General features: G+C 62.4%; 22 protein-coding genes and 1 tRNA gene. 6 read left to right on the top strand and 17 right to left on the bottom strand.

Annotation, left to right across the window (positions count from 1 at the left end; all coding sequences use genetic code 11):
- The first annotated feature begins 108 nt into the window (after positions 1-108).
- The 5 genes from ACTG2W_RS03330 to ACTG2W_RS03310 are packed head-to-tail and all read left to right on the top strand — an operon-like array spanning position 109 to position 4,942.
- Complete coding sequence (locus tag ACTG2W_RS03330) at positions 109-1,719, top strand: ABC transporter substrate-binding protein (RefSeq protein WP_106843286.1); 1,611 nt, start codon at positions 109-111, stop codon at positions 1,717-1,719.
- Positions 1,704-2,714 (top strand): ABC transporter permease, encoded by a 1,011-nt coding sequence (locus ACTG2W_RS03325; protein WP_213389499.1) that lies wholly within the window; start codon positions 1,704-1,706, stop codon positions 2,712-2,714. Before ACTG2W_RS03330 ends, ACTG2W_RS03325 begins: the two co-directional genes overlap by 16 nt.
- On the top strand, positions 2,704-3,519 hold the full coding sequence (locus ACTG2W_RS03320; RefSeq protein WP_440016047.1) for an ABC transporter permease: 816 nt from the start codon (positions 2,704-2,706) through the stop codon (positions 3,517-3,519). The genes ACTG2W_RS03325 and ACTG2W_RS03320 overlap by 11 nt, the downstream gene beginning before the upstream one ends.
- The gene (locus ACTG2W_RS03315) at positions 3,513-4,301 is read left to right on the top strand and encodes an ATP-binding cassette domain-containing protein (protein WP_440016046.1); all 789 of its coding nucleotides are present in this window, start codon (positions 3,513-3,515) and stop codon (positions 4,299-4,301) included. The genes ACTG2W_RS03320 and ACTG2W_RS03315 overlap by 7 nt, the downstream gene beginning before the upstream one ends.
- Entirely contained in the window at positions 4,301-4,942 is a 642-nt protein-coding gene (locus ACTG2W_RS03310) for an ATP-binding cassette domain-containing protein (RefSeq protein ID WP_440016045.1), read from the top strand. Before ACTG2W_RS03315 ends, ACTG2W_RS03310 begins: the two co-directional genes overlap by 1 nt.
- A gap of 372 nt (positions 4,943-5,314) precedes the next feature.
- On the opposite strand, the gene hypB is transcribed toward ACTG2W_RS03310, so the two are convergent.
- Positions 5,315-6,169, bottom strand: a complete 855-nt coding sequence (gene hypB, locus ACTG2W_RS03305; RefSeq protein ID WP_219899342.1) for a hydrogenase nickel incorporation protein HypB — start codon at positions 6,167-6,169, stop codon at positions 5,315-5,317.
- Between hypB and ACTG2W_RS03300 the strand changes: the two genes are divergently transcribed.
- Entirely contained in the window at positions 6,056-6,400 is a 345-nt protein-coding gene (locus tag ACTG2W_RS03300) for a hypothetical protein (RefSeq protein WP_440016044.1), read from the top strand. The genes hypB and ACTG2W_RS03300 overlap by 114 nt on opposite strands.
- On the opposite strand, the gene hypA is transcribed toward ACTG2W_RS03300, so the two are convergent.
- The 16 genes from hypA to ACTG2W_RS03220 form a co-directional block, all read right to left on the bottom strand.
- Complete coding sequence (gene hypA, locus ACTG2W_RS03295; protein WP_059168076.1) at positions 6,378-6,719, bottom strand: hydrogenase maturation nickel metallochaperone HypA; 342 nt, start codon at positions 6,717-6,719, stop codon at positions 6,378-6,380. The two genes, ACTG2W_RS03300 and hypA, sit on opposite strands and share 23 nt — an antisense overlap.
- Before the next feature lie 69 nt (positions 6,720-6,788).
- On the bottom strand, positions 6,789-7,793 hold the full coding sequence (gene hypE / locus ACTG2W_RS03290; protein ID WP_440016043.1) for a hydrogenase expression/formation protein HypE: 1,005 nt from the start codon (positions 7,791-7,793) through the stop codon (positions 6,789-6,791).
- Positions 7,790-8,908 carry a hydrogenase formation protein HypD gene (gene hypD / locus ACTG2W_RS03285; RefSeq protein WP_440016042.1) on the bottom strand — a complete coding sequence of 373 codons (1,119 nt, stop codon included), beginning with the start codon at positions 8,906-8,908 and terminating at the stop codon, positions 7,790-7,792. The genes hypE and hypD overlap by 4 nt, the downstream gene beginning before the upstream one ends.
- Positions 8,902-9,153, bottom strand: a complete 252-nt coding sequence (locus tag ACTG2W_RS03280; RefSeq protein WP_040065728.1) for a HypC/HybG/HupF family hydrogenase formation chaperone — start codon at positions 9,151-9,153, stop codon at positions 8,902-8,904. The genes hypD and ACTG2W_RS03280 overlap by 7 nt, the downstream gene beginning before the upstream one ends.
- A gap of 5 nt (positions 9,154-9,158) precedes the next feature.
- A complete protein-coding gene (hypF, locus tag ACTG2W_RS03275; protein WP_106843294.1) occupies positions 9,159-11,597 on the bottom strand; it encodes a carbamoyltransferase HypF in 2,439 nt (812 codons plus the stop codon).
- Positions 11,594-13,477: a selenocysteine-specific translation elongation factor gene (selB, locus tag ACTG2W_RS03270; protein ID WP_106843295.1), complete on the bottom strand. Its 1,884-nt coding sequence runs from the start codon at positions 13,475-13,477 to the stop codon at positions 11,594-11,596. The genes hypF and selB overlap by 4 nt, the downstream gene beginning before the upstream one ends.
- A 4-nt stretch (positions 13,478-13,481) precedes the next feature.
- Positions 13,482-14,951 carry an L-seryl-tRNA(Sec) selenium transferase gene (gene selA / locus ACTG2W_RS03265; RefSeq protein WP_106843296.1) on the bottom strand — a complete coding sequence of 490 codons (1,470 nt, stop codon included), beginning with the start codon at positions 14,949-14,951 and terminating at the stop codon, positions 13,482-13,484.
- Positions 14,952-15,266: 315 nt separating this feature from the next.
- A tRNA-Sec gene (locus tag ACTG2W_RS03260) sits at positions 15,267-15,358 on the bottom strand.
- Between the two features lie 212 nt (positions 15,359-15,570).
- On the bottom strand, positions 15,571-16,062 hold the full coding sequence (hycI, locus tag ACTG2W_RS03255; protein WP_106843297.1) for a hydrogenase maturation peptidase HycI: 492 nt from the start codon (positions 16,060-16,062) through the stop codon (positions 15,571-15,573).
- Positions 16,062-16,475, bottom strand: a complete 414-nt coding sequence (locus ACTG2W_RS03250) for a formate hydrogenlyase maturation HycH family protein (protein ID WP_076492969.1) — start codon at positions 16,473-16,475, stop codon at positions 16,062-16,064. Before ACTG2W_RS03250 ends, hycI begins: the two co-directional genes overlap by 1 nt.
- Positions 16,468-17,283, bottom strand: coding sequence for an NADH-quinone oxidoreductase subunit B family protein (locus ACTG2W_RS03245; RefSeq protein ID WP_005360200.1), 816 nt, complete (start codon positions 17,281-17,283; stop codon positions 16,468-16,470). Before ACTG2W_RS03245 ends, ACTG2W_RS03250 begins: the two co-directional genes overlap by 8 nt.
- Positions 17,283-17,840, bottom strand: coding sequence for a formate hydrogenlyase complex iron-sulfur subunit (locus ACTG2W_RS03240; protein WP_106843298.1), 558 nt, complete (start codon positions 17,838-17,840; stop codon positions 17,283-17,285). Before ACTG2W_RS03240 ends, ACTG2W_RS03245 begins: the two co-directional genes overlap by 1 nt.
- Positions 17,841-17,849: 9 nt before the next feature.
- Complete coding sequence (locus ACTG2W_RS03235; RefSeq protein ID WP_017784116.1) at positions 17,850-19,568, bottom strand: hydrogenase large subunit; 1,719 nt, start codon at positions 19,566-19,568, stop codon at positions 17,850-17,852.
- An 80-nt stretch (positions 19,569-19,648) separates the two neighbouring features.
- Positions 19,649-20,602 (bottom strand): respiratory chain complex I subunit 1 family protein, encoded by a 954-nt coding sequence (locus ACTG2W_RS03230; protein ID WP_106843299.1) that lies wholly within the window; start codon positions 20,600-20,602, stop codon positions 19,649-19,651.
- A gap of 1 nt (position 20,603) precedes the next feature.
- A complete protein-coding gene (gene hyfB, locus ACTG2W_RS03225) occupies positions 20,604-22,475 on the bottom strand; it encodes a hydrogenase 4 subunit B (protein ID WP_421308136.1) in 1,872 nt (623 codons plus the stop codon).
- A complete protein-coding gene (locus ACTG2W_RS03220; RefSeq protein ID WP_202002677.1) occupies positions 22,475-23,140 on the bottom strand; it encodes a 4Fe-4S dicluster domain-containing protein in 666 nt (221 codons plus the stop codon). Before ACTG2W_RS03220 ends, hyfB begins: the two co-directional genes overlap by 1 nt.
- Positions 23,141-23,549: the final 409 nt, after the last annotated feature.

The following is a 23,549-nucleotide window of genomic DNA, read 5'->3' as shown; positions in this document are numbered from 1 at the left end:
AGTTTAGAATAGGGGGCCATTTTGGCCCCTCACTCCCATGTTCAGACACGCATTCCGCCTCTTTTTTGAGTGATGATCCGTGAGTGGTACAAAACAAGAAGGATCCCCATGACTGTTCCACGCAATTCCCTTCGCCATTACGCCAGATCCAGCGCGAGCGTCCTGTTGACCCTGCTGCTGGGCACCGCCTCTCACGCGGCGCTGGCCGCCGCCCAACCTGTGCCTGCCGAGCTCAAGCTCGCCATCGGCAGTGAGCCCACCGAGGGGTTTGACCCTCTGCTTGGCTGGAGTCACGGCAGCTACCTGCTGCTGCACAGCCCGCTGCTCAAGCAAAACGCGGACCTCAGCTGGCAGAATGTGCTCACCCAATCGGTGACCCCGAGCACGGATGGCAAGGGATGGATCATTACCCTCAAGCCTGACCTGAAATTCTCCAACGGTGCACCGCTCACCGCCGAGGATGTGGCCTTCACCTACAACAGCGCAGCCAAGGGCGGCGGCAAGATCGACATGGGCAACTTTGTCTCGGCCAAGGTGCTCTCGCCCACCGAGGTTGCCATCACCCTGAGTGCTCCCCAGAGCACCTTCGTCAACGTGCTGGGATCCTTGGGGATAGTGTCGAAGAAGGATTACGACGCAAAAGCATATGCCCAAAAGCCGGTCGGTGCCGGCCCTTACCGGTTGGTGAGCTTCCTGCCCGGCCAACAGCTGGTGGTGGAGGCGAACCCCTATTACGCCGGTGGCAACAATGACTTCAAACGGCTGGTCTTTGTCTTTATCGATGAAGAGAGCGCCTATGCCGCCGCCCAGAGCAGCCAGCTCGATGTGGTGCGCATTGCCCCGTCGCTGGCGCCCACCGTGCCTGCCTCCCTCAAGCTCTGGGTGCGGCCGAGCGTGGAGAACCGCGGTATCGTCTTCCCCATTCCTCCTGCGGGTAAAAAAGATGCCAAGGGTTATCCCATCGGCAACGACGTGACCTCGGATGTAGCGGTGCGCCGCGCCATCAACTACGCCATCGACCGCAAGCTGCTGGCCGATCAACTGCTGGAAGGGCACGCCATCCCCGCCTACAGCGCGGTGGAAGGCTTGCCCTGGCTAAACAAAGCCACCGCCTTCAAGGATGGCGATGCCGCCCACGCCAACGCCCTGCTCGACGAGGCGGGTTGGAAGATGGGCAGTGACGGCATTCGCCACAAGGGCAATCTGCGCGCCGCTTTTACCCTCTGGTACACCAGTGGCGACAGCACCCGCCGTGATCTGGCGGAAGCGGTGCGGGCCATGCTCAAACCCATCGGTCTTGAGGTGAGCCTCAAGTCCGGCAGCTGGGAGCAGGTGGAGCGGGAGATGCATGCCAATACGGTGCTGATGGGGTGGGGGAGTCTGGATCCCATGGAGCTCTATCACCACTACCAGAGCGGCTCAGGTGGCGTGGAGTTCTACAACCCGGGCTACTACAGCAACCCTGTGGTGGATAGCCACCTCAAGCAGGCGCTGGATGCCCCGAACTGGCAGGCGGCCGTGCCGTTCTGGCAGCAGGTGGAGTGGGATGGCAAAACGGGCGCCGGAGTGCAGGGAGATGCCGCCTGGGCATGGCTGCTCAATGTGCAGCATACCTATCTGGCCAACCGTTGCATCGATCTTGGCAAGGGGGTGCCGGAAATCCACGGTAGCTGGTCCCTGCTCAACAACCTGCAGGATTGGCGGTGGACGTGCCGTTAAGTTCGCCCTTGAGTCACTCCGGTTATCTGTTGCTAAAAGCCCTGCTGCGTCTGGCAGGGTTGTTATGTTTGGTCTCGGTCGCCACCTTTGTGCTGCTGAGTTACTCCCCCATCGACCCCATCAAGGCCTATATCGGCAACGATCTGCTCCATGTGCCGCCGGAGCAATACGCCCGCATCGCAGCCCGCTGGGGGCTGGATCAACCGCTCTGGCTGCGCTACTGGCACTGGTTTACCCAAGTGCTGCAGGGGGATCTCGGTTACTCCATGCTCTACAACGCGCCTGTGGGTGAGGTCATTGGCCAGCGTTTTGCTGCCTCCTTCCTGCTGCTGGCGGGCGCCTGGCTGCTCTCCGGCTTTTTCGGGATTTTGCTGGGCCTCTGCGCTGGTCGCTATCTCAACCGCTGGCCCGATCGCCTGATTTGCCGCTTTGCCTACCTGCTCGCCTCCCTGCCCACCTTCTGGGTCGGCCTGTTGCTGCTCGCCCTGTTTGCGGTGCACTGGCCGCTACTGCCAGTCTGCTGCGCCTGGACGCCGGGGCTTGCTGCCGATGAGGTGGACTGGGCCATGCGGCTGCGTCATCTATTGCTGCCGGTGACGACCCTGGCGCTGCTCGGGGTGGGCAACATTGCCCTGCATACCCGGGGGCGGGTGGCCGAGGTGCTGGAGAGCGACTTTATCCGCTACGCCCGCGCTCAGGGGGATGGCGGCTGGCCCATGCTGCGTTTTCACGTGCTGCGCCACGCCCTGACCCCGGCGCTCTGCCTGCAGTTTGCCTCCCTTGGCGAGCTGATTGGCGGATCGCTCTTGGCAGAGAAGGTCTTCTCCTACCCGGGGCTCGGCCAGGCCACCGTGGATGCGGGGCTCAGGGGCGATATCCCCCTGCTGATGGGAATCGTGCTCTTCTGCACCCTGCTGGTCTTTATTGGCAACACGGTGGCCAGTTTGCTGCTGGCCCGCATCAATCGGGGCTGGGAGGGTGAGCATGCTGTTTAATCCGCTTCCCTCCATACTGCGGCTGGGTTTTGCCCTGCTCGGATTGGCGCTGCTGGCCACTTACGGCTGGAGCCTATCTCATCAGGATGTGCCGATGGATCTGCTGACGCGCCAGCAGCCCCCCTCGCTGGCCCACTGGTTCGGCACCGACCAGATGGGGCGGGATCTCTGGTTGCGTGCATTTCAGGGCACCCTCACCAGTCTGGAGCTGGGTATCAGCACGGCGCTGTGCAGCGGGCTGCTCGCCATGGTGGCGGCAAGCGTGTCGCTCATTCATCCCAGATGCGATGTGGCGGTGCGGCTGCTGATCGATGCCATGCTGGCGCTGCCCCATATGCTGCTGCTGATCCTGATCTGCTTTACCGTGGGGGGCGGCATGCGCGGGGTGATCCTGGCGGTGGCGCTCACCCACTGGCCCAAGGTGGCGCTCATTCTCTGCGCCGAGGCGCGGCGGATCGCCTGCAGCGACTACGTGGTGCTGGCCCGCTGTCAGGGGATGGGGGCGCTGCGTCGCTGGCGCATCCACCTGCTGCCGGGGCTGTTGCCCCAGTGGTTTATCGGCACCTTGCTGATGTTTCCCCATGCGGTGCTGCACAGCGCGGCCTTGAGCTTTCTCGGTTTTGGGCTGGCGGCCCACGAGGCCTCGCTGGGCCTGCTGCTGGCCGATGCCCTGCGTTATCTGGCCGGTGGCGGTTGGTGGCTGGCGCTCTTCCCCGGCCTGATGTTGCTGCTGCTGGTTCTGCTGTTTGATCAGGCTACCCGCGCCTTGCAACAGCTGTTGTGGCACAGGAGTGAACCATGCTGAGTTTTGATCAGGTGACCATAGAGGCGGCCCACTACTCCTGGCTGGGGCGGCGCAGCTGGCAGCCTTTGCTGACCGATATCAGCCTGCAACTGGCGCCGGGGGAGGTAGTGGCGCTGGTGGGGGGGAGCGGTGAGGGCAAGAGCCTGCTGCTGCAAAGCGCCCTGACATTGCTGCCGGACAATCTGCGGATGCGCGGCGCCATCTCTCTTGATGGCACTCCTCTGTGCGATGCCAGCCGGGCCCGTTTGCGCGGGCACACCCTCTGCTATGTGCCGCAGGGGGTAAGCGCCCTCAATCCATTGCTGACGGTGGAGCGTCAGCTGGGACGTGCGGCACGCCTCTGCGGCCAGAGCGGTTCTCGCGAGCGGCTCGGCGAGCAGCTGCTGCGCTACCAGCTGCCCGCTGCCACTCTGGACCGCTATCCGCGTCAGCTCTCCGGGGGCATGGCCAAGCGCATTCTGGCCTGCACTGCGGCGCTCGGCGGTGCCCGCTTCATTCTGGCAGACGAGATCACTGCCTGGCTCGAAGAGGGGCTGGCCTGTCTGCTGCTCGGCCAGTTGCGTGAATTGGCCAATCAGGGCAGCGGTATCCTCTGGGTGACCCACGATCTGGCGCTGGCGGCTCGCTTTGCCGATCGCATTGTGGCGCTGCATCAGGGGCAGGTGAGCGATACCTTGAGCTGCCACCATCTGCGCCAGGGGCAGGGGAGCGAGATGCTCCGTGCCCACTGGCAGGCGCTGCCGGAGTTCAACGCGCTCTTCTCTGTGCCGGAGGTTTCCTGATGTTGGAAGTACGAAATCTCACTATCGCCCAGGGGGAACGCCCCCTTTGGCAGGGATTGTCGCTGACGGTGAAAGCGGGCGAACGGCTCGGTATCTCCGCCCCGAGCGGTTATGGCAAGACCACGCTGGGGCGGGTATTGGCGGGTTGGCAACCGGTTGGGGCCGGCGGGCAGATCCTGCTGGATGGGCAGCCAGTACCTGAACAGGTAAAAGGTTATAACCCCATCCAGCTGGTGCCCCAGCACCCGGAACTCACCTTCAATCCCTATCGCACCACCGGGCAGGCGTTGTGGGATGTATGGCGCCCCGATGACGCCATACTGGCCCGCTTTATGGTCAAGCCCGAATGGCTTGGCCGTAAACCCGGTCAGCTCTCCGGTGGCGAGCTGGCCCGCATCGCGTTGCTGCGCGCCCTCGATCCCCGCACCCGACTGCTGATTGCCGACGAGGTGACCGCCCAGCTGGATCCGCAAATTCAGCGCCAGCTCTGGCGGGAGTTGATGATTGAGTGCGAGCAGCGCGGGCTTGGCATACTTGTCTTCAGTCACCAGCAGGCACTGCTGCGCCAGATCTGCCATCGGGTGCTGCGCTTTGGTGAGGTGCAGCCCGTGACTGGTGTATTGGCTGAAAATGCGGCCTGAGGGTTAGTTCCCCCTCATCCCCAGCCCTTCTCCCGCAAGGGGAGAAGGGAGCAGAAGGTGCCATCTCGCCAGACTCGGGGTTTGGGAAACCGGTTCTGGTTGTATGATCGCAGGCTCTCTGGGGCGAATATTTCGAGCATATAGCCAGCATCCATGAATAGGTTCCCCTTTCCCTGTTGAGACAGGGAGCGGAATGCGGCATCCACAAACCGATTCCCTCTCCCTGGGGAGAGGGCCAGGGTGAGGGGGGCGAGTATGAAACGCTGGCCACTCTGGACAGATAGCACGGCGGGCAAGATTCGCAGATAAAAGAGAGGGAGGCATCAGCCTCCCTCTCTTGTTTTCTACCGTTATCAGCGGCGTTTAACCGGTTCAGGCACTGGCCAGCCAGTTAAGCCAGGCATCCATCCCTTCGCCTGTAGTGGCGCTGACCTGGATCACCTGGATATAGGGGTTGACCCGTTTGGCGTTCTCGATGCAGCGGGCCACGTCAAAGCTGACGTAGGGCAGCAGATCGATCTTGTTGATCACCATCAGCTGGGCGGCGGCAAACATGTCCGGGTATTTCAGCGGCTTCTCTTCCCCCTCGGTGACGGAGAGGATCGCTACCTTGTACTTCTCGCCGAGATCGAAGCTGGCGGGGCAGACCAGATTGCCCACGTTCTCGATAAAGAGGATGCCCCCTTCATTGGCGGGCAGCTGGTGGCAGGCGTCGTGAACCATTTTGGCGTCCAGATGGCAGCCCTTGCCGGTGTTGATCTGCACGGCAGGGACGCCGGTGGCACGGATGCGATCCGCATCGGCGCTGGTCTGTTGATCCCCTTCGATCACCGCGCAGGGGCGTTTGTCGGCCAGCTGGCGCAGGGTTTCGCACAGCAAAGTGGTCTTGCCTGAACCCGGGCTGGATACCAGATTGAGCACCAGCTGGGCCGCTTCGTCGAAGTGTTCGCGGTTGTGGGCCGCCAGCGCGTTGTTCTTGGCCAGCACGTCCATCTCGATGGCGATCAGCTGACGCTGCCCCATGCCCGGAACCGACAATCCAGCTTCCCCTTTGCCGTAGTGCAGATCACCCTGCTGATGGTCATGGTCATGGTCATGGTTATGGCAGTGATCATGGGGATGCGTGTGGGAATGGCCGTGGTCATGAGAGTGGGTATGATCATGATGATGGTCGTGGGGGTGATCATGGTGGTGCTCATGCGGGTGATCATGCCCATCATGGCTCACGGGAGCCCGCACCCCGTGGTAGTGGTGATGGACATCTCCCTGATGGTGATAGTGGTGGTGAATGATCAGGGTGCGCGGCGCACTCCGCTCGTGATCATGATGGTGGTCGTGCTCATGACCATGTTCATGGTGATGTTCATGTTCGTGCTCATGATCGTGCTCATGGCCGGCAATCCGCGCCTGGCCGCATCCGCATACGCTACACATATCAACTTACCTCGATGTCGGTGATGCGCAGGCTATCACCCTGCGCGACTCGTAATTTGTATCCGCCGCACTCGGGACAGGCCTGCCCGCGCTCGGTGAGGGTGACCGTCTTGTTGCAGTCGTAACACCAGGCCTCTGCCGCCTGGTGCTGAAAGTGAAGTTGGGCCCCCTCGACGACTGTGCCCTTGGCGGCCGCCTCGAAACAGAAGGCAATGGTGTCCGGGTCGACGCAGGAGAAGCTGCCGACCTCGAGCCAGAGGGCGGTTACCTTGTTAAAGCCCCGCTGGGTGGCCTGTTCGGCCGCCAGATCGATGGCAGCCATGGCCAGAGACATTTCGTGCATGGTGGCTCCTTAACCGATATGGGGAGGAGCAGTGACTCCTCCCTGTAATTGACGGAACGGCATGGCCGCTCAACAGATCCGCGGCAGCAGCTCCCCTTGCGGCAGCTCCAGATAGCGGCGGCTGCCCCAGGGGTTGTTGAGGATCACCTTGTGGCGATCGCTCGCCTGCACCACGCCGATCTGGCTTGCCGCGGGGTTGAATTGTCGCAAGATACCCAGTGCGTCCTGCGCCTGTTCGGCAGGCAGGGCCAGCACCATGGTCCCCTCGTTGGCGAGATCATGGGGCTCGAAACCGTAGAGCTCGCACAGACCGCGTACCGGATCGCACACCGGAATGGTGGACTCCTCCAGCTCGATGGCCACCTGAGAGGCGGTGCTCCACTCGTTGAGCACGGCGGCAAGGCCACCGCGGGTGGCATCGCGCAGGGCGTGAGGAGTAATGCCCGCCTGCAGCAGCGCTTCTACCTGCGGCCAGAGGGTGGTGCAGTCGCTCTTGAGATCGGATCCCAGTTGCAGGGCGTCACGGGCCATCAGGATGCAGGCGCCGTGGCTGCCAATATCCCGCGACACCAGAATGGCGTCACCGGCCTTGAGGCTCCGCACCGAGATGCCCCGGCTCTGTTCGGGCAGGGGGAAAGTGCCGACCCCGCTGGTGTTGATAAAGATCTTGTCGGCAGCCCCCTTGGGCACCACCTTGGTGTCGCCGCAGACGATGCGGGCACCGCTTTTGGCAAGCTCTGCTGCCATAGACTCGACGATGCGGGCGAGGTCTGCATAGGGGAATCCCTCCTCGATGATAAAACTGCAGCTCAGATACTCGGGCTTGGCCCCCATCATGGCGAGATCGTTGACCGTGCCGGCGATGGCCAGCTTGCCGATATCACCCCCCTCGAAGAAGAGCGGCGAGACGGTAAAGCTGTCGGTGGTGAAGGCGACGGGGCCGCTTACCGGCAGCAGGGCGGCATCTTCACCGCGCAGCAGGATCTCGTTGCCAAAGTGGCGAAAGAAGAGCTGAATGATCAGCTGGTTCATCTCGACACCGCCGCCGCCGTGGCTAAGTTGGATTTCTCTCATCGTTCCTGGATCCCCATATATCGGTAGTAGGCATTGCAGGCCCCCTCGGAGCTGACCATGCAGCTGCCCATGGGCTGGGTCGGGGTGCAGCCCCGGCCAAAGACTTTGCACTGGTTCGGTTTGGCCAGGCCGCGCAGAATATCGGCGCACTGGCACGCCTTGTGGTCATCGATAGGGGTCTGATTGAGCGCAAAGTGACGCTCCGCATCGCGCTTGGCGAAGGCATCGCGCAGGCGCAGGGCGGAGGCGTTGATATCGCCAAGACCCCGCCAGCGAAAGTGCTCGCGGGTCTCGAAAAAGCGCTCGACCAGCCGCTGGGCGGCTTTATTGCCACTGGCGGTGACGGCGCGGCTGTATTGCACCTCCAGCGCGTAGCGACCCTCAACCTTCTGGCGCACCATCATCAAGAGCGCCTCCATCACATCCACCGGTTCGAAGCCACTCACCACCACCGGTACCTGATAACGATCGACGATGGGCAGGTAGATATCGGCGCCGGTGATGACGCTGACGTGGGAGGGGCCGATAAAGGCGTTCACCTTGGCGACCCCGTCGGCCATCACCGCATGAATGGCGGGCGGCACCAGCACATGGTTGATATGAAACAGGAGGTTCTCAATCCCCTCAGCTTCAGCTGCAGCCAGCAAGGCGGCGGTCATGGGGGTAGAGGTCTCGAAACCGATGGCGAAGAAGACCACGGTTTTCTCCGGATTCTCTTTGGCGATACGCAGGGCATCGAGGGGGTCATAGACCGGGCGGATATCGCTCCCCTTGGCGCGCTGCTGGGCCAGCGTGCCCTTGGAGCCCGGCACCCGGATCATGTCCCCCAGGGTGACCAGAATGACGTTGGGCTGGCGGGCGAGCTCGATGGCCTGATCGATGCGCTCTTTTGGCATGATGCAGACCGGGCAGCCGGGGCCGTGGACAAACTCGATGCTGGCGGGCAGCAGCTGGTGCAGGCCGTACTTCATGATGGTGTGGGTATGGCCGCCGCACACCTCCATCACCCGCAGCGGCTCGGGCAGATCTTTGGCCAGTTCGGTGATCTGGGCGGCGAGGGCGCGGATCACCTCGGGCTGGCGAAAGCCCTGAAAGAGATCATTCAAGGTCAGCATGGCAAGATATCCTGTTTGGGCATCAGGGCCACCATCTGGCGGAAGCTCTCGAGGCTGGCCTGCGCCTCCTCTTCGTCAATCTTGCTCATCACAAAGCCGATATGGAGCAGCACATAGTCGCCCACCTGGAGAGGCTCTTCGAGCAGCATGCAGCTGACGCGCCGCTGCACCCCCAGGGTATCGACGGTGACGCAGTTGTCTTCGGGGTGCAGCTGCACCACCTGAGAGGGGATGGATAGACACATGAATTTCAGGACTCCGACAAGGTGGCACAGCCGGCTGTGGTTGGGCGGTGCGTGGCAATATGGTGGATGGCAAACCAGAGCTGACCGGCGGCGATGCCACCGTCATTGAGCGGCAGGGTTTCGCTGGTCAATACCTGCCTGCCAGCGGCTTCGAGAGTGGGAACAAGCTGATCCATCAGCACCCGGTTTTGAAAGACGCCGCCCCCCAGCGCCACCGGATAGCCGGGGAAGCGCTCGGCAAGGGCGATGACCAGATTGCTGATGGCGCGGATAAAACCGGCGGCCAGGCTGGCGGTGGCGGTGCCTTTGCGCCGCTCGCTGACAAGGGTATTGATGAGCTCTGCCCACTCGATATGCAGTGGCCCCTCTGCTGATTGGCTGAGATCAAAGGCGAGGGGGAAGGGCTGTTCATCGGGGGCCAGCAGCAAGGCTGCCGCCTCCAGCAGGAGTCCCGCTTCGCCCTCGTAATCCGGGGTGTTGATCACCCCCAAGAGTGCTGCCACCGCATCGAACAGCCGACCGATGGAGCTGGTGTAGGGGGTGTTGCGACCCAGCTGCCAGAGCTGGTGCAGGTTGCTGATCCGCTTAAGGGGCAGTTTGTTGATCAGCGGAATATCGAGGGCACTGATCTCCTCAGGGCTGTGCGATTCAAACAGCAGCCCCAGCAGCTGACGTACCGGCTCGCGAATGGCCGCCTCGCCGCCGATCAGCTTGAAGGGTTTGAGGTGGGCAACGCGAGTAAAGCTCTGAACGTCTGCGATCAGCAGCTCGCCGCCCCAGAGTGTGCCGTCATCGCCAAGGCCGGTGCCATCGAAGGCAACACCCAGCACCGGGCCCGTGATGTTGTGCTCGGCCATCACAGCCAGCAGGTGGGCGTGATGGTGCTGCACCTCGAGATGGGTTGCACCCTGATGGTGGCAATAGTCCTTGGCCCACTGGTGGCTGAGGTAGCCTGGGTGGCGATCCGAGACCAGCACTTCGGGGTTGAGATCGTAGAGATCGCGAAAGGTGGCCAGGGTCTGCTCGAAGTGCTCCTGCATCGGCAGGCTGTGCAGATCGCCAATATAGGGGCTGTAGATGCGCTGGCGGCCGAAGGCGAGCGCCAGCTGGTTCTTCTGCTGCGCCCCGACTGCCAAGAGCGGCGCCTTGACCGCCTCTTTCAGGCTGGGAGTGCAGGGGGCATAGCCTCGGGCGAGGCGCAACGTCTGGCGTCGCCCGCCTGCCCACTGCACCAGACTGTCGTCGCAGGGGCGCAGGATGGGGCGGTTGTGATCCAGGATGCCGTCAATCTCGTCCCCGAGTTCCCTGACCAGCGCCTCGCACTCGATAAGGATCGGGCTGCCGCGACCATTGGCGCTGGTGGCCACCAGCGGTATGGCGCAGGTATCCAGCAGCAGCTGATGGAGCGGGGTATAGGGGAGAATGATGCCAAGGTAGGGGATGCCGGGGGCTATCCCCTCGGCCAGCGGTATGGCCGACTGTCGGGATTCTGAGAGCCGATCATCATTTTTGCGCTTGCGCAGCAAGGTGATGGGTCTGGCCTGAGAGGCGAGCAGTTGCCACTCGTCTTCGCTGCCGGTGACATGCAGTTTGGCCTCGGCAAGGGAGCCCATCATCACCGCCAGCGGCTTGCGCTCACGCCGCTTGATCGTTCGCAATCTGGCCACACTCTGTTCATTGCGGGCATCGCACATCAGGTGATAACCCCCCATCCCCTTGACCGCAATCAGCGCCCCCGCTTGCAAGGCGCGGGCCGCCGCTTGCAGCGCATCCTCGCGCTCGGCCAGCGCATCGCCACGACCGTTGCGCCAGCTGAGATAGGGCCCGCACTCGGGGCAGCTCACCGGCTGGGCGTGGTAGCGTCTATCCAGCGGATTTTCATAGGCCGCCGCACAGCGCGGGCACATGGCAAAGCCCGCCATGGCGGTGTGAGGGCGGTCGTAGGGAAGACGGCGGATGATGGTGTAGCGCGGGCCGCAGTGGGTGCAGTTGGTAAAAGGGTAGCGATGGTGGCGATCGTTGGGGTTGGCCACATCCCGGGCGCATGCCTCGCACATCCCCTGATCCGGCGAGATGGCGACCGTGGCCGTGCTCTGCTGCTGACTGGCTTTAATTCGAAACTGGCCATGAAATTGGCCATCGAAGTCGGGATCATGAGCGAGGGGCAGTTCCCGCTCGCTGAAATGATCGATGCGGCTAAGCGGCGGCGCCAGTTCCCGCAGTTCGCGGGCAAAGGCGGCTAGCTGCTCGGGGGCGCCTTCGGCGCCAATGGTGACGCCGTTGGCATCGTTCAACACATAACCGGCAAGGCCGTGGCGCAGCGCCAGCCCATAGACGAAGGGGCGAAAGCCGACCCCCTGCACGATGCCGTCGATATGAAATTCGCGGCGCAGCCGGTTGGCCACAGGATTGGCAGAGACAGAGGGGGCGATGGTTGCGCTCATGCCGGCTCCATCTCATCTTGAGTCTGCGGCAAACGCAGCACTCGGCGCTCGTTCTCCTCGCGTCGTACCCAGCCATCCATCTCCATGCGCAGGCAGAACGGAATGGCGTATTTGCGTGACAAGCCGGTGATCTCCTTGAGGGATGCCATGTCGATCAGATCTCCCACCTGCTGGCCCGCCAGCACGGCGGCGACCATCTGGTTGTAAAGCTCGGTGTCGTAGTAGATGGGGCCATCGAGCTGCACCAGATACTTGAGTCGTGCCAGATTGCGCAGCTGCTTTTGCAACGCGCCTTTTTGCAGCAAGCCCTGCTGCAGGGCGGCGGGCAGCTGGCGGGTGATAAAGGGATCCAGCTCAACGCCGCCGGGGCCCAGTTTACCGGGCTCGTAACCCTCCTTGCCTTGATCTCGCACCACCTTGAGCACCAGCTGTGCATCTTCCCCCAGATCATCTTCCGACTCGCCGCAGCCCGGCTGCCACTTGTCATGGTGCAGGCGAATGAGCTGTTCGCTCTTGAGCTGCTGGAGCAGGGCATGAGTGACCGGCAAGGAGATGCCAAAGCGGGTCGCCAGCTCGGCGGCGCTGAGCGGTTCGCTGGCCAGCGTGGCGAGCAGCTGGTCGCGGCTTTGGGCCAGCCAGCAGTTATCCAGCAGCCACTCACCGAGGGGGGTGACCTGCTCTGGCTGCTGGTCAAAGCGGCTGGCCAGCACATAGCCATTGAGCCCCAGCTGCAGGGTGGCCGGGTTGTAGTGTTCGAGCTCATCTGGCAGCTCGCCCAGCAGGGCGTGCAGCGCCTTGCGTCTGGCGGGGTGGATGTCGCCGCACCAGACGATGCGGGCGCCGTGCAGCAGTTCGCTACTGCCGTGGCGAATGATGGCGAGTGGCTGGCCGAAGAAGCAGGGGATGGGGCTGGTAAAGATCAGCCGTGCCAGACGGGTGTCCTTGATGGGCACGAAGCGGGCCCGGCCATGCCAGCTGCCGAGGGCCACTTCCACTTCGCGGTTGCGCTGTTCCCGGATGCTGCCACCGACCTCGCAGAGCCGCACGATAAGGTGGGTGGCCGCCTCGCACTGACCGGCAGTGCTGGTGAGGCAGTGGCCGCGAGCCACCTCCTTGTGGGGCACTTTTTTAAGGCCCACCGCCACCCGGCAGACGGCGCCGATCTCGTCGGCGCTCTGGTGATAGGCCTGCAGGGAGCGCACCTGCACCTCCCGATCGGCGGGGTAGAGGCGCAGCTTGTCCCCCACCTTGAGGCTGCCCTGTTGCAAGGTGCCGGTAAGCACGGTACCGGTGCCATTGGCGGTAAAGACCCTGTCTACATACAGTCGCGGGGCGCTCTGCTCGCGGGCAGCGTGTGAGGCTGGCAGTTCGGCAAGCTGGCGCACGATAGCGGCGTGCAGGGCAGCCATATTGGCGCCGGTTTTGGCGCTGACGCTGACGATATCGGGCACCATGCCGCTCTCGTCCATCACCCGCTCCAGCAGACTCTCTTCCAACAGCAAAAGCTCGTCAGGGGAGACCAGATCGCACTTGTTGATGCAGACCAAGAGACGCGGCACCCCCATCGCCTTGAGCAGGCGCAGGTGATCGCCGGTCATCGGCATCCACCCCTCATCGGCGGCGATGACCAGCAGCACCAGATCCAGACTCCAGAGCCCCGCCACCATATTGCGGATATAGCGCTCGTGGCCGGGCACATCGATGACGCCTATGGTGTTGCCCTGACCGTCGTCAAAGTGGGCAAAGCCGAGATCCTGAGTCATGCCGATGGCCTGCTCGTGGGCGCGGGCTGTGGTGATGCCGGTGAGGGCCTTGATCAGCAGGGTCTTGCCGTGATCCACGTGGCCAGCAAGGCCGATAACGGCGCGATAGGAGGTCATGGGATCAGGACTCCTCTGTTGCATTGATCGAGGCAGGTAGCAGCAGCTCGTTAAGCTGGGCGATCAACAGATCCATCTCGGTCGGCAGCAGGGTCGCCATATTGAGCAGCACCTTCTGCTGGCGCACGGTGGCAATCACCGGCACCGGCAGTTCGCGCAAATCATCGAGTAGTTGCTGGGCCGGGCGCGGGTCGGTGCATTCGAGCGCAGGGGCCGGATAGAACTCGTCCGGCAAGGTGCCACCGCCCACCACCAGCTGGGCGGGAATGGGCACAAAGCAGCCGGGCAGGGCGGCCATCAGCCGGGAGGCTCTCGCCTGCATGGCGGCAGGGTTGCTTAAGACTCGCTGGGCAATCCCTTCGCCGACTGGGGACTTGTTGAGCTTGTGGATGAGCAGGCGCTCTAACAGGGAGTAGACGATGCGGCTCGGGCGGAAGGTGCGCATCATGGGGTGTTTTTCCAGCCGCTTGATGAGATCGCTGCGTCCGCTGATGATGCCCGATTGTGGGCCCCCCAGCAGCTTGTCGCCGGAGTAGCAGACCAGATCCGCCCCCGCCTTGATGTATTGGCGCACCGAGGTTTCATCTGGCGCAAACTCTTCGGTGGTCAAGCCCGAGCCCTGATCCACCGCCAGCACCACGTGCTCGGGCAGGGCGCGGGCCACCTCGCCGATATCGGGGGATTCGGTAAAGCCGCGAATGGCGAAATTGGATCTGTGCACCATCAGTACCAGCGCGGTCTGATCGGTGATGGCATCGAGGTAATCTTTGGCGGTAGTGATATTGGTGGTGCCCACCTCCACCAGTTTGGCACCGGAGAGGGCCAGAATATCGGGGATGCGAAAGCCGCCACCAATCTGGATCTGCTCGCCGCGCGAGACGATCACCTCGCGCCCCTTGGCCACCTCCTGCAGCAACAGGAAGAGGGAAGCTGCGTTGTTGTTGACCACCAGCGAATCCTCGGCCTGGGTGAGGCAACGGAGCAGGGGGGCGATCAGCCCCTTGCGCCCGCCGCGCTTGCCGGTGGCAAGATCCAGCTCCAGATTGTTGTAGCCGGTGTTGAGGTCGCGCACCTCGTCCCACAGCTCGCTGCTTAGCGGCGAGCGCCCCAGATTGGTATGCACCAGGGTGCCGGTGGCGTTGATCACCCGGGTCTGACGCTGGCGCAACTGCTGTCGGCAGCGCTCGGCAATCAGCGCCTCGATCTGCTCGGGGGCAACGCCATGCTGGCGAAAATCTTCGCTCTGACGCAGCTCGCTCAGGGTGTCGCGCACCACCTGGGTCACCAGCGGGCGGCTCAGCGCCTCGATAAAACCTGCTAGAAAGGGTTGCTGCAGCAGCTGTTCCACTTGGGGCAGACGGCGCGTTGGTTGCTGGCTGTTCTGTTGCTGTGAATCTGGCTGTGAATCGTCGGCAGCCTGACCTGATGCGGGCTGGCGGTGGAGGATGGCTGGCGCGTGAGACGAGTTCGGCATGGGATTACCAGTGCAGTGCGTGGGTTCGGGATGCGCACCGGTTTGCCGATAGAGAGGCCGAGCTGACGGGTTATGGCACTGCTGGCGATTTGCGGATGACAGCAAACTGGGGGCATCAATGAGCGGGTATAAATTAATACTGCATCGATGCTGATAAATTAATTTTTGGCCAGCGAGATAACCTGAGTTCGGATTATATTGGCAAGCGGCAAGCACCTTTTGCTAAGGTATTACTTCAAACATATTGAACAAGCGACGAAAATAACACTCGGGCAGATAAACTCAGCAAGAGAGTATTTGTTCAATAGATAAATTTGGCGGAAGAGGCAGGAATCGAACCTGCCAAAGCCTTCTCGGCTCACATCGGTTTTGAAGACCGAGGAGGCCACCAGACCCCATCAACTTCCGTAACGGCCGCCATTTTGTGGCAAATTTCTGTGACTGGCAACGCTTTTTTGTCATAAAAAATCGAGAGTTATCGGTTTTTTGAAAAAATCAAAGAACCTTGTTTTATATCAAGTTCAGCACAATTAGCCCGATGTTTTTAATTTAACATCGGGCCTCGATCACATTGCCGGAACCGTCGGTCAATAACGGTCGTTAACAACTCGCTAAATAATCACCTCTTGGAATTGTCAATATTCCACTGCTCCAGTTTATCTATTAACAAGTCGGTATCTTTGGCTGCATCAAGATGCTGATAAAGATAATCCATCGCCTCGCTCACCATCTCGGTCATCGGGAAGGAAAACGCCACGATGGCCGGTTGTACCCCGACAAAGATCACCTCGGGGACAAAGGTCTTGAGCTCGTCGATCAGGAAATTGAGCGGCATATTGTGGGTCGAGAAGATAAACATCTCGGCGATGGTCTCGGGGGGGATCACCTGCAGGGTTCCCGCCTTCTCGCCGATCTCGGCGGCATCCACCAGCACCACCCGATCCGGTTGCAGCTCCCGCACCTTGTAGACCACATTTTCCGGCGCGATGCCGCCGTCGATATGGAGCCAGCCGGGCAGGGGGGCGGCCTGCAGCTTGTCGGCGAGATAGGGGCCGGCACCGTCGTCCCCCATCATGGCATTGCCCACGGTCAACACGAGATTGCAGCCCATCAGCGGCTCCTTACCATCAGGTACATATGGGGGTCGTTAAAGAGGGCGGTGAGCTGATCCATAAAGGTATTGGTCCAGCCCAGCTCCTGCTCATCGAGCACGCCTTCGGCTTTGCGCAGTCGGTCGAAGGCGCAGGCCAGCATATGGCAGTGCTCGCGATAGATGGTGATCTCGCCAAAGGTGAGAAATCCCTCCATCTTGCGGCGCGCTTCACTTCCCTCTGGCAGCTTTGCTACCCAGTCGCGATAACCGGTCAGCGAGCAGACCAGGTCTGCTCGCAGGCAATCGACGATGCCGAGGTGGTGGCCGATGGCGAGGCTGTAGTACATCACCTCCTTTGCCTCTTCCGGCACGTCAAACTGCTCGTCGACGAACTTGCGCGAGAGGCGATAGAAGAAAACCTCGTCAGCCATGTACCGCCTCTCCCTTGCTGGCCGCCCGGTTGAGGCAGGCGTTTGCGAGGTTGTTGACGATCTCCGAGAGGCGCGGATCGTCGTGCTGATCGAGGTAGCTCTGGATACGCAGATCCACATCCTGCTGGGTCGCCCCTTCGAGCAGGGCCATAAACTCGTCGGCGATGATCCGCCCCTGCCGATAACCGGCCATGCGGCGGGCTTCGCGCTCGATCATCACCCGAATTTCGTTGGGGATGCCGGTGTGGCGCAGCTCGACCCGTTCACCTGGTTGCACCTCGTGGCTGGTGGCTTTGAGTTTCTGCTCAAGCAGACCGAGCGCCACGGCAAAGCCGTAGATGGTGGCGGCGGGAGTAGGCGGGCAGCCGGGAATATAGACATCCACCGGTACGATCTTGTCGGTGCCGCCCCAGACGCAGTAGAGGTCGTGGAAGATGCCGCCGTCACAGCCGCAGGCGCCGTAGGCGATGCAGATCTTGGGATCGGGTGCCGCCTCGTAGGCGCGCAGGGCCGGTACCCGCATCGCCCGGGTCACCGCGCCGGTAAAGAGCAGGATGTCGGCGTGGCGGGGGGAGGCAACCACCTTGATGCCGAAACGCTCGGCATCAAACAGTGGGGTGATGGTGGCGAAGATCTCGATCTCGCAGGCGTTGCAGCCGCCGCAATCGACCCGGTAGACATAGGCCGAGCGGCGAATGTCTTTCAGCAGGGTCTTCTTGAGTTTGGTGATCTCGGGATCCTGTGCCAGCGGCACGGCGCGGGTATGGGCATGGCCGACAACCGGTTCTATGCCTTTGATCTTGCTCATCACATCCACTCCTTTTGTGCGGCCATCGGTGTGGCTATCGGTGTGATCAGGGCCGAGTCAGGCTGGCTCAGCATGCTCTGTTTTCGTTTGCAGTCGGGGCAGTGGTGCAGTCGCTCCGGGGTCGCCAGCGGTGTGTCCGCCTGCTTGAGGGTGTCCTCCACCAGCGCCACCAGTTTGCTCGGGGCAAAGTAGGTGCCGCACAGAGTGCAGGGGGCCAGCGCAAAGCGGGCCTCCTCATAAAGGTCCGCCTTGTTGGTCACCGCCAGCTCGAACTCGGGGGAGAGCGCGATGGCGCGGGTCGGGCAGACCTCTTCGCAGCGACCGCAGAAGATGCAGCGCGCCATGGAGATCTCCCAGCGCCGTTCGCCGGTCTCCATGTCCACTTCCATCACCAGCGCATTGGCCGGGCAGGCCTTGGTGCAGGCGGCGCAGGCGATGCACTGATCCGCCTGATATTTCGGTTTGCCGCGAAAATCCCGGTTCACCTCATAAGGGGCGAAGGGGTACTTGGCGGTCGGGGTGCCAGCCTTGAGGATGGTCTTGAACAGCTTGATCATGATGACCCCTTATTTCAGCGGAGAGTTTTTGCGATCGATACCGTAGCGCTCGATCTCCTTGTAGGAGACCACGGTGGATTTGCCCTTCTTGGGGTCGACCAGGGTGACCCGGTCGGTACAGGAGTAGCAGGGATCCAGACTGCCGATGATGAGCGGCGCATCCGCCACGGTATTGCCGCGCAGCATGTAGCGCAGGGCGGGCCAGTTGGCGTAGGTGGCGGCGCGGCAGCGCCAGCGGAACAGCTTCTGGTTGTCTCCGGTCATGCTCCAGTGGACGTTCTCGCCGCGGGGCGCCTCGGTAAAGCCCAGCGCAAACTTGCCCGGCTGGTAGGTGAAGCCTTCGGTCAGCAGCGGCCCTTCCGGCAGGTGCTCCAGGCCGAACTCAATCATGTCGAGGGAGTCGTAGAGCTCGTGGATCCGCACCAGTACCCGGGATTGCACATCGCAACCCGCCTTGGTCTGGATCTCCATCGGCAGCTCGCGGTAACCGGCAAAATCGTGAACCCGGCGCACGTCGCGCTTGAAGCCGCTCGCCCGCACCATGGGGCCGACGCAGCTGAAATCGCGGGCAATCTGCGGGTCGAGCTTGCCGATACCGATGAGGCGGGAGGAGATGTTGGCGGTATCCAGCAGCATGGCCACCAGGGGTTTGAGCTCATCACGCAGTTCGCGCACCAGCTGGGCACCCTTGATGCGATCTTCCTTGAAGATGTCGCGGCGTACCCCGCCAATCAGGTTGAGGCCGTAGGTCTTGCGGGCGCCGGTCAGCAGCTCGGCCAGGGTCATGGATTTCTCCCGCACCCGGAAGAACTGCATGAAGCCGGTGTCGAAACCGGTGAAGTGGCTCGACAGGCCGATGTTGAGGATATGGCTGTGCAGGCGCTCCACCTCCAGCAGCACGGCGCGGATCATCTTGGCCCGCTCCGGCACCGGAATGCCCATGGCGTTCTCCACCGAAGTGGTGTAGGCGACGCTGTGGGTAAAGCCGCAGATGCCGCAGACCCGGTCGGTCAGAAACGCCACTTCGTTGTAGCCCATCCGGGTTTCGGCCAGCTTCTCCATGCCGCGATGGACATAGAAGAGGCGGTAGTCGGCATCGATGATGTCTTCCCCATCGACGAACAGACGAAAGTGGCCCGGTTCGTCCGAGGTAATGTGCAGCGGGCCGACCGGCACGATGCGGTTGGCATCACTACCCAGCTCGTTGACGAAGGGGTAGGTCTCGGTGTCGGTGGTGGGCATCGGGCGCTGGCGGTAATCCATGGCGTCCTTGCGTAGCGGGTGGATATCCTCCGGCCAGTCGTCCGGCAGCACCAGACGACGTTCGTCCGGCAGGCCGATGGCGCGCAGGCCGTACATATCGCGGATCTCCCGCTCGCCCCACACTGCCGCCGGAATGGTCGGGGTGATGGAGGGGTACTCCTGGGTATCGGCATCTACCAGCACCTTGACGGTGATCCAGCACTTGGTGTCGCCCTCCATGGAGAAGACGTGGTAGACCGCGAAGTGGCCGTTGAGGCTGCGCTCGTCATTGGCAAAGGAGAGCGGAAGCCAGCCCCCCAGCTGATGGAAGATCAGGCTGGCCGTCTCGACCAGACTGGTGGGCTTGACGGTAATGGTGGCCTGATCGGCGGTTTGCCACTCCTCGTCGACGATGGCGTGGGGCAGTTGTGCTCGCACCTGCTGGATGTAGTCGCAGCCGATGCGATCCGAAATGGCGATGGTCATGCAGTTCTCACTTTAATGTTCGGGAATGAGCATTCACAAATGATGAAATCGGAAAAAGTTGCTGTGCTGGCGGGCATGATTCAGATCCCGACCAGATAGGCGAGCAGCGCCAGCAGGGCCAGCCCCAGCCCAAAGCGGGTGAGCTTGTGGGTGCGCACGAACTGGGTACGGGCCATGGCGTTTTCGATGATGCCGGCCAGCAAAAAGGCCACCAGCAGCTTGCAGGCGAGGATCAGCGCCGCGCCGATGAGCGCAGGCAGACTCCAGTTGGCCGCCTTGCCGAAGGGCAGGAAAATCACCAGAAAGAGCTGCACCACCACCAGTTGCTTGAGGCCGATGGAGAGCTTGAGCAGGGCCAGGCCCGCACCGGAGTACTCGGTGAGCGGCCCCTCCTGCAGCTCCTGTTCAGCTTCGGCGCAATCAAAGGGCAGCTTGCCCATCTCGACAAACACCGCGAAGGCGCAGGCGGCGCCGGCCAGCAGGGTGGCAATCGGCGCGGCCAGCGGCTGGGTCGCCACATAGCTGCTGATGTTGCCCAGATCCGAGCTGCCCACCATCATCGCCATGATGAAGCAGGCGAGCACCAGAATGGGCTCCACCAGAATGCCGAGGGTCAGTTCGCGGCGGGCGCCGATCCCTGCAAACATGCTGCCGCTGTCGAGCCCCGCCAGCGAAAAGAAGAAGCGGAAGATGGCGAACAGATAGATATCGATGATGAGATCCCCGGCGATGGGGAAGGGGGACTCATGAGTCAGGGTTGGCAGCGCCATCCCTACCAGCAAGAGGGCGGCGATCAGCAGCGCAGGCATCAGGTTGAAGATGATGCCGGCAGGCTCGGGGGTTACCTCCTGACGGCGCAGGAGCTTGGCGATATCCCGGTAATCCTGCAGCAGACCCGGCCCTTGGCGGGAGTGCATCTTGGCCCGCAGCACCCGGTTGAAACCGGTGGCGAGCGGCGCCAGCGCCAGCATGGCGATGGCCTGGGTCAGGGCGAGGGCAACCATGCCCCAGCTCGGCATTTCAAGAACAGGCATATCAGACTCCTACAGCCATCAGGATAAAGAGCGCCAGCACAACACCGTGCAGCAGCCAGCTGGTCGTCCCGCTGGTATCGCTCACCCCATGCAGGGCGCTGGCCAGATCGAGCTGCGGCTGCTTGCGATAGAGCGGCGCGCAGAGTTGGCGCAAGGTGTGGGTGACACCGCCAGAGGTGAGGCTCATGCGCTCCTCATAGGCGTAACCACAGGCCCACGGGGTGCCAGCGTGACGACGACCCAGCTTGGGGCCCTTGAAGATGGCCAGTACCAGCAACGGGATGAGGAACAGCCCCAGCAAGGTGATGGCGATAACGGGCGGGGAGAGGATCGCTTGTGAGCTGTCGAGCGGCAGCAGGGTGGCGCCAGTGGCGACGTTCATCTGGCCGCTTACCAAGGCTTGGCCATAGCTGGCGATATGGGGGGCAATCCAGGGGGCGCCCAGACCCAGCACCAGACAGACCGCAGCCAGCAGCAGGGTGCCTGCCACCATGGCGCCCGGCACTTCGCGGGCGTGGCTCGCGTGTTCGCTGCGCGGGGCGCCGCAGAAGCAGATGCCATACACCTTGACGAAACACATCACCGCCATGGCGCCGGTCACCGCCAGCATCACTACCGCGAGCGGCGCGACGACGGAGGTGCCGAGCTTGGTCATGGAGAGCAGGGACTGGTAGATAAACCACTCGCTGACAAAGCCGTTGAGCGGCGGCAGCGCCGAGATGGCCATGGCGCCGATGAGGAACGCCAGCGCGGTCCAGGGCATCAGTTTGGCCAGCCCCCCCATCTTGTCCATGTCGCGGGTGTGCAGGCGGAACATCACAGAGCCGGTGCCCATAAAGAGCAGGCTCTTGAAGATGGCGTGGTTGAGCAGGTGATAGAGGGCGCCGAGCAGCCCCAGCACCACCAGCGCCGGTTGCTGGTTGGCGATGCCGATCATGCCGATGCCCATTCCCATCAGGATGATGCCGATGTTCTCCACCGTGTGGTAGGCGAGCAGCCGTTTGAGGTCATGCTCGGCCAGCGCAAACAGCACCCCGAGCACTGCCGAGCAGGCGCCGAAGATCAGTACCACATAGCCCCACCAGAGCTGGCTGGCGCCGAGAAAATCGATGCTGACCCGCAAGATGCCAAAGAGACCCAGCTTCACCATCACACCGGACATCAGCGCCGAGATATGGGAGGGCGCAACGGGCTCGGCCACCGGCAGCCAGCCGTGCAGCGGCACGAAACCGGCGCGCAGGCCAAAGCCGCCGAAGCTGAGCAGAAACACCAGGGATGCCAGGGCGCCCGCCAGATGGTGCTCGCGCAGCGCGGCGAACTCCAGCGAGCCGCTTTCGCGGCAGAGCAGCCAGAAGGCGATCAGCACCAGCGCCATGCCGATATGGTTCATCACCAGGTAAAGCCGGCTCTGTTTGGCGGCCTCCGGATTGGTCTTGACCAGCCAGTAGGTGGTGAGGGTTACCAGCTCGTAGCAGAGCAAGAAACCGAGTGCGTTGTCGGCCAGCACCATGCCCACCATGGCAAACAGGAAGAGGTTCATCAGCGCACCGATGGCCACATCCCCCTTGCCCTGATATTCGCGGATATAGGCAAAGGAGTAGAGGGCGACGGCAACACCGACGGTGCTAATCACCAGCAGCATCAGCGCGGCAAGCATGTCGAGGTGCACCGAGCCCAGCAGCCAGAGCTGGCCGTCGACGGGGGCGCCTTGGGCAAAGATCTGGATGGCGGCGACCAGACCCGCGAGCGAGCCCAGCAGGGCAAAACCGCTATTGAGACGGTTGGCCAGTGCGGGCAGTTTTTGCAGCAGCAAACCGGCGGCAGCGCCCAGCAAAAAGAGCAGGAGCGTGGCCATTACAAGGGGGGACAACATCAGCGAACTCCCTCTGTGGTGGATATATCGGATGCAGGGATCGCCGTGGCAGGCGCCGAGAAGGCAGAGGCCCCTTGCGGGTTGGTGTCGGCCGCTTGCTGGCGACGGATACGGGCGGCGCGTTCGGTGTCGCCGTCATTGACCAGCTTCAGTGCCTGGGAGGGGCAGGCTCCGACACAGGCCGGGCCATCGGCGCGAAACTCGCACAGGTCGCACTTGACGGCGATGCTGCGCACGCCCGGCTCCCAGCTCAGCAGATCCTCGCCAAAGCAGCGCAGGCCGGCAGAGGTGGAGGGGTTGCTGGAGCGGATGGAGCAGGGGATATAGGTGTCGTAACTGGTGGCCACGGCCACCGGACGGCTGCCGCCGCTCTGGATAGCGCCAAAGGGGCAGGCCACGGCGCAGAGATTGCAGCCGATGCAGAGCGACTCGTTGAGTTGCACGCAATCGCCGGTCTGGCGAATTGCCTCGACCGGGCACACCTTGATGCAGGGGGCATCGTCACAGTGACGGCACTGAACCGGCATGGTCGCCTGCTCGTGTCGCATAACGGTTAAACGGGGGGCTTGCTGCAAACCTTGCGCCTTGTGTACCTCGCTGCAGGCCGCCATACAGGTGCCACAGCCGATACAAAGCTTGGGGTCAGCGATAACGAAGCGGTTCATAGCCTACCTTGTCGTGTCGCGAACGGAGAAAGTAGGGGCAGGTTGGCAAGATACGGGCCAGATTGGTTTCTGCAGCGAAATTGCTTTTAAGTAGCTGTTTTTAAATGAATAAAAATCTTCGCGTGGTTGGATGAACGCGCTGATGTGGCTGTCGAACTGTGACGTTCGTCACTTGTGACGAAGCCCCCAAGAGGGTTCGTCACCTTGGAAAACGCAGCATGAGTAGGGTGCAAAGAACGAAGTGAATTGCACCGCTATCAAAATATGTTCGTGGTGCACGGCGCTGCGCTTGTTGCCCCCTACGGTGGGATGTCTGTGGGGGCGATGTGGTTTGCTCCCTTCTCCCCTTGCGGGAGAAGGGTTGGGGATGAGGGGGCCGGTAATCGGGGTTAACGGAAAATAGAGAGAG

The organism is Aeromonas sp. 96A, from assembly GCF_051919165.1.
GTDB classification, from domain to species: Bacteria; Pseudomonadota; Gammaproteobacteria; order Enterobacterales; family Aeromonadaceae; genus Aeromonas; species Aeromonas veronii.
Note: the sequence above shows the minus strand (reverse complement) of the source record. Positions and strands in the feature narration are given on the sequence as shown.